This is a genomic window from Streptomyces anatolicus (genome assembly GCF_019400875.1).
Classification (GTDB): Bacteria; Actinomycetota; Actinomycetes; order Streptomycetales; family Streptomycetaceae; genus Streptomyces; species Streptomyces anatolicus.
Genome location: NZ_WMBF01000391.1, coordinates 1 through 6,043 on the forward strand (window position 1 = coordinate 1; position 6,043 = coordinate 6,043).

Consider the following 6,043-nt stretch of genomic DNA (forward strand, 5'->3'; position numbering starts at 1 on the left):
CGTGAGGGGCCCCCGCCGGGACGCACGTGAGGGGTGACCGCCGACCGGCGGTCACCCCTCACGCACACTCACATCTACTGGGCCGGCCCTGCGGGGGCCGGGCTACTGACCACCCTGCTGTTCGTCGCGGCGGCGCTGCCACCGCTGCTCGATGCGGTCCATGACGGAACGGCGCTGTCGCGTCTGCCGACGGGCCTGGGGCCCACCCTGCGCGGCGGCCGCGCCCGTGGGCTGTTCGCCCGGCTTCGGCGCCTTGCGCCAACCGGTGACGGCGAGCACCGCGCAGCCCAGCATGACGAGGAATCCCACCACGCTGATCCAGATCTGCTGGGCGACCATTCCGGCCATGAGAAGGGCGATGCCCACCAGGAAGCCGACGACCGCTTGGTAGACCCGCTTCCGGGTGTACGTACGCAGCCCGCTGCCCTCAAGCGCTGTCGCGAACTTGGGATCTTCGGCGTACAGCGCTCGCTCCATCTGCTCGAGCATGCGCTGCTCGTGCTCCGAGAGCGGCACGGAGTCCTCCTCATCGTGCAGTCGCCGGGGCGACTGGGGGTCCCCTTCAGGATAGGCAGGGAATCGCCCCCGTGAAACCCGCCCCTCTGCGCCAACTTCGCCAAACCGGACCTTCACACCGCTCCGGCTCACTAGAGCGTGCATTCCCCAGTGGCCGGACCGTCATGCAGGACGGTGTCCCTCGATCATACGGCGCCTGTAGCCCGTTCGGGGGGCCTGTGGCGTACTCCATCTGCGGCTGCGTCGCTGATCAGCAGGGCAGCACCAGCCGGAACTCAGGCCTCGCCCGTACCGCGCGCCTCACCGAGCACATGCAGCTGGGTGGCGACGGCGTGGAAGGCGGGCAGTTCGGCGGCGGCGGCCTCCAGCTTGAGCAGGGCCTCCATGGCACCCGGCTCGGTGTCCACGAGGACGCCGGGGACCAGGTCGGCGAAGACCCGCACGCCGTGCACCGCGTCCACGCGCACGCCCGCGGCCTCGACCAGCTCGGTGAGCTGGTCGGCGGTGAAGCGGCGGGGCACGGGGTCACCCGCGCCCCAGCGGCCCGCCGGGTCGGTGAGCGCCGTCTGCGCCTCCTTGAAGTGGCCGGCGAGGGCGCGGGCGAGGACGGCCCCGCCGAGGCCCGCGCCGAGCAGGCTGAGCACACCGGAGGGCCGCAGCGCGTCGACGGCCAGGCGCACGCCCTCGGCCGGGTCGTCCACGTACTCCAGGACGCCGTGGCACAGGACCGCGTCGAAGCCGCCGCGCTCGACCACGTCGAAGAGGCCGAGCACATCGCCCTGGACTCCGCGCACCCGCTCGGCGACACCGGCCTCGGCGGCCCTGCGCTCCAGGGCGAACAGGGCGTTCGGGCTGGGGTCGACGACCGTGACGCGGTGGCCGAGGGCGGCGACGGGCACCGCGAAGTTGCCGCTGCCGCCTCCGGTGTCGAGCACGTCAAGCGCGGTGCGCGACTCCCGTCCCGTGACCTCGACGCGGCGGTCGAGGGCGTCCTTCAGGACGTCCCAGACCACGGCGGTACGGAGCGAAGCGCGGGGGCGGGAAGGGTCGGAGCGCACCGACGCCGTGTGCGGGCGGTGGTGGGAGACGGGCGGGCGCATCGGGTCCGACACGGCAGTTGACTCCTCGGCGCGTGGGGTTGCGATCGTCCCCACCCTATTGCCTGCCGCGCGGTGCCCCGGACGTCCGCCCCAGGGCGTGGACGCGCCGGTCAGACCGCGTCCGGCGGCGCTTCTCCCCGGTCCGGGCGCTCCTCTCCCCCGTCCGGCCGCGCCTCTCCGCCGTCCGGCCGCTCCTGCCTGGGCTGGGGCAGCACGGGCTGGAGCACCAGCATCCGCTCGACCAGGCGCAGGAACATCGCCACGTCACGGAGCAGGTCGTCGGCGGCGCGGGCGGTGGCGGCGCCCCGGATGCCCGCCTCGGCGCGGGCCCTGCGGGCGGCGCCGGAGGCGAACAGGGCGCTCCATTCGGTCAGTTCGGGGGCTATCTCGGGCAGGACTTCCCAGGCGCTGCGGATGCGCTGCCTGCGGCGCGGGCTCGTCTCGGGCCGCGCGCGGGCGGCCAGCACGGCGGCGGCGGTGCGCAGGGCGGCGAGGTGGGCGGTGGCATAGCGCTCGTTCGGAGCGTCCAGGCGGCCGGCCTCGTCGATTCCGGCGCGGGCCTGGGCGAGCAGGTCGAGGGCTGCGGGCGGGGCGGTCGCGCGGCGCAGGACGGGGTGGACATCGCTCGCCGGGCCGGCCAGTGAGGGTGCGGGGCGCACGGCGTGGTGCCGGTGCGCGGCTGCTGCGGAAGTGCTGGCCATGACGAACCTCCTGTCGTCGTGTGACGGCGCAGTGGCCGTATGTGCCCATCGTGGAGTACCCCACTGACAATCGGCCCTGACCTGCCCCTTTGCCCCGACCGGGGGTACGGGCTTACTTTTGAACTGACTGGTCAGTACAGAAGAAGGGGCAGGGGGGAACTGTGGACGGAACGACCGACGGCGTGCACGCGGCCGCCGTCACCGCCGAGGGCTTCGGGCTCAAGGGGCCGCGGGGCTGGGCGTTCCGGGGCGTCGACATCGACGCCGGGCCCGGGTCGCTGATCGCGCTGGAGGGCCCTTCGGGGTCGGGCCGCACCTGTCTGCTGCTCGCTCTGACGGGACGTATGCGCGCCACCGAGGGCCACGCGTGCGTGGGGGACTTCCGGCTGCCCAAGCAGCTGGCCGCGGTGCGCCGGATCAGCGGGCTCGGGCCCGTGCCCGGCGTCACCGACCTCGACCCGGCCCTGACCGTCGCCGAGCACCTGCACGAACGGGCGCTCCTGGAGCGGCGGTTCGGCGGGCCGCTGCGGGGGCTGTTGCGTCCGCGTGAGGAGCGCAGGCAGGAGACGCGGCGGCGCGTCGACACCGCGCTGGCCGCCGCCGGGCTCGACATGGAGTCGCTGCCCAAGGGCCGCCGGACCTCCGTACGCGATCTGGAACGGCTCGAGGTACTGCGGCTCTCCGTGGCCCTCGCGCTGATCGGCGAGCCGCGCGTGCTGGGCGTCGACGACGCCGACCTCAAGCTCTCGGACTCCGAACGGGCCGAGGCCTGGGGCCTGTTGCGGTCCCTCACCGAGAGCGGGACGACCGTCGTGGCGGTGTGCAGCGAGGCGCCCGAGGGCGCGGTCGTGGTGCGCACCGGCGCCCGGGACGAGGAGACCGGGCGGGAAGAGCCCGGCACCGACGACGACAAGGAGACGGCGGATGCGCTCGCCGAAGCTGGCCGCGCTTGAGCTGAGGCGCTTCGGCAGGGGGAAGCTGCCACGCCTCGCGCTCGTCGCGCTCCTGCTGCTGCCGCTGCTGTACGGCGCGCTGTACCTGTGCTCCTTCTGGGACCCGTACGGCCGTCTCGACCGCATCCCGGTGGCGCTCGTCAACGAGGACAAGGGGGCCACCGCACAGGGCAAGAAGCTTCAGGCGGGCGACTCCATCGTCGACGGCCTGCACAAGAGCAAGACCTTCCAGTGGCACGAGGTGAGCGACGCCGAGGCACGCCGGGGCGTGGAGGACGGGACGTACTACCTGTCGCTCACGATGCCGTCGGACTTCAGCAAGCGCGTCGCGTCGAGTTCGGGGGAGTCTCCGGAGACGGGCGCTCTGCGGGTGCGTACGAACGACGCCAACAACTACATCGTCGGGCAGATCTCGCGGACGGTCTTCTCCGAAGTGCGCAGGGCCGCCTCGACCAAGGCGTCGCGCTCGTTCCTCGACAAGATCTTCATCTCGTTCTCCGACATCCACGACAAGACGAAGAAGGCCGCCGAGGGCGCCGACAGGCTCGAAGGCGGCATCGGCAAGGCCGAGAAGGGCTCCAAGGACCTCGCGAAGGGCCTGGGGGACGCCAAGAAGGGCAGCGGCGACCTGGCCTCGGGCATCAAGAAGCTCCACAAGGGCGCGGGAGACCTGAAGGACGGCTCCCGGCGGGTCGCGGACGGTACGCACAAGCTCGCGGGCAAGGTGAACGGCACCGCGGCCAAGGTGCGGCCCTTCCTGAAGGACAACGGCAAGACCATCGGGGACACCGCCCAGCTGGTCGCCGACTCCTCCAAGGCGATGCGCCGCAACCTCGACGACTGGGTCAAGCGCGCGCCCGGGGCCGCCAAGGACGCCGAGAACAGCTCCAAGGTCATCGGCGACTTCTACACGAAGCGGTGCGAGAAGGCCCCGGTGCCCGACCCCGGCTGTCCCGAGCTGAAGAAGGCCAAGAAGGCCGCCGAGAACGTGTCGGCCATCGCGGACGACATGAACACCCTGATCAAGGACCAGCAGGTCGACGTCAAGAAGCTCGACAAGCACCTGGCCACCCTCCAGAAGAAGTCGCAGGCGCTCGCCGACCGCGCCCCGCACCTCGACGAGGACCTGGAGAAGGCCGTCACCCAGATCAACCAGCTCGACAAGGGCGCCGGCAAGGTCGCCGACGGCGCCAGGAAGCTGCACACGGGCCTCGGCACGGCCAAGACGGGGGCCAAGGACCTCGACTCGGGCATCGGCAAGCTGCAGACGGGCGCGAACGACCTCAAGGGCGGCATGTTCAAGCTGGCCGACGGCTCGGCGAAGCTGTCCGGCGGGCTGCACGACGGCGTCAAGAAGATCCCCGACTACGGCAAGAAGGACCGCGACGAGCGCACCGACGTCATGGCCGACCCCGTACAGCTCGCCTCCCGGTCGATGCACAAGGCGCCCAACTACGGCACGGGCTTCGCGCCCTACTTCATCCCGCTGTCCCTGTGGGTCGGCGCGATGGTGGCGTACATGGTGATCCAGCCGCTCAACCGGCGCGCGCTCGCCGCGGGCGCCTCCGTGTGGCGCATCGCGCTCGCGGGCTGGCTGCCGGTGGCGGCCCTCGGGGTCCTGCAGACGGCCGCCCTGATGTCCGTACTGCACTGGGGCCTCGGCCTCCAGATGACCAGGGCGGCCGGCACGATCGGCTTCCTGTGCTTGGTCACGGCCTGCTTCGCCGCCATCGTGCAGTGGCTCAACGCCCGCTTCGGGGCGGCCGGGCGGATCCTCGTCCTCGCCGCGCTCATGCTCCAGCTGACGTCGGCGGGCGGCACCTATCCGGTGCAGACGAGCCCCGGCTTCTTCGGCGCGATCCACCCCTTCCTGCCGATGACCCACGTCGTAGACGCCCTCCGGAGGCTGATCACGGGCGGCGGCCTCGGCCCCGTCTGGCAGGCCTGCGTAGTCCTGACGGCGTTCACGCTGGGCGCGCTCGCGCTCACCGCGCTCTCCGCGCACCGCAAGCAGGTGTGGACCCTGGACCGGCTGCACCCGGAGCTGACCCTGTGAGCGCGACACGGCCGGGCGGCCCGGCGAGACCTGTGAGAATCAAGACCATGGACAGCAGTGCAGGCAGCACCCGCCGCGAGGCCACCCGGCAGAAGCTCTACGAGGCGGCCGTCACCCTCATCGCGGAGCAGGGTTTCTCCGCCACGACGGTCGACGAGATCGCCGAGCGGGCCGGGGTCGCGAAGGGCACCGTCTACTACAACTTCGCGAGCAAATCGGTCCTCTTCGAAGAGCTGCTGCGGCACGGCGTCGGCCTGTTGACCGCCTCCCTGAAGGAAGCGGCCGAGGCGACGGACAAGAGCGGCGGCAGCAAGGTCGACGCCCTGGACGCGATGATCAGGGCCGGTCTCGTCTTCATCAACCGCTACCCCGCCTTCACCCAGCTGTACGTGGCCGAGCTGTGGCGCACCAACCGTGCCTGGCAGTCCACCCTCCTGGTGGTCAGGCAGCAGGCCGTCGCGGTGGTCGAGGACGTCCTGCGCGGGGGCGTGGAGAACGGCGAGCTGAGCGACGAGATCGACATCCCGCTGACGGCCGCCGCGCTCGTCGGCATGGTCCTTGTGGCCGCCCTCGACTGGCAGGCCTTCCAGCCGCAGCGCTCCCTGGACGAGGTGCACGCGGCGCTCTCCCGGCTGTTGCAGGGCCGGGTGAGCGGCACGCGCGCGTAGCGGCACGGCAGGGCGTACGACGGCGCCGGTCCGGTGCCCCCTGTTCGCC

General features: G+C 72.1%; 6 protein-coding genes. 3 read left to right on the forward strand and 3 right to left on the reverse strand.

Annotation, left to right across the window (positions count from 1 at the left end; translation table 11 throughout):
- Positions 1 to 102: 102 nt before the first annotated feature.
- The 3 genes from GKQ77_RS25610 to GKQ77_RS25620 all read right to left on the reverse strand — a co-directional run bounded on the left by GKQ77_RS25610 (position 103) and on the right by GKQ77_RS25620 (position 2,317).
- Entirely contained in the window at positions 103 to 516 is a 414-nt protein-coding gene (locus tag GKQ77_RS25610) for an SCO2097 family morphological protein (RefSeq protein WP_125512309.1), read from the reverse strand.
- 275 nt (positions 517 to 791) lie between these two features.
- Positions 792 to 1,628: a class I SAM-dependent methyltransferase gene (locus GKQ77_RS25615; RefSeq protein WP_219691301.1), complete on the reverse strand. Its 837-nt coding sequence runs from the start codon at positions 1,626 to 1,628 to the stop codon at positions 792 to 794.
- Between the two features lie 98 nt (positions 1,629 to 1,726).
- Positions 1,727 to 2,317 (reverse strand): SAV_6107 family HEPN domain-containing protein, encoded by a 591-nt coding sequence (locus tag GKQ77_RS25620; RefSeq protein WP_219691302.1) that lies wholly within the window; start codon positions 2,315 to 2,317, stop codon positions 1,727 to 1,729.
- A gap of 161 nt (positions 2,318 to 2,478) precedes the next feature.
- Between GKQ77_RS25620 and GKQ77_RS25625 the strand changes: the two genes are divergently transcribed.
- Genes GKQ77_RS25625 through GKQ77_RS25635 form a run of 3 tightly spaced genes read left to right on the forward strand, consistent with a single transcriptional unit; the run spans position 2,479 to position 5,994 of the window.
- Positions 2,479 to 3,270, forward strand: a complete 792-nt coding sequence (locus GKQ77_RS25625; protein ID WP_308117788.1) for an ATP-binding cassette domain-containing protein — start codon at positions 2,479 to 2,481, stop codon at positions 3,268 to 3,270.
- Positions 3,242 to 5,326 carry a YhgE/Pip family protein gene (locus tag GKQ77_RS25630; protein ID WP_219691303.1) on the forward strand — a complete coding sequence of 695 codons (2,085 nt, stop codon included), beginning with the start codon at positions 3,242 to 3,244 and terminating at the stop codon, positions 5,324 to 5,326. Before GKQ77_RS25625 ends, GKQ77_RS25630 begins: the two co-directional genes overlap by 29 nt.
- Positions 5,327 to 5,373: 47 nt before the next feature.
- Positions 5,374 to 5,994, forward strand: coding sequence for a TetR/AcrR family transcriptional regulator (locus GKQ77_RS25635; RefSeq protein WP_219691304.1), 621 nt, complete (start codon positions 5,374 to 5,376; stop codon positions 5,992 to 5,994).
- The last annotated feature ends 49 nt before the right edge of the window (positions 5,995 to 6,043 follow it).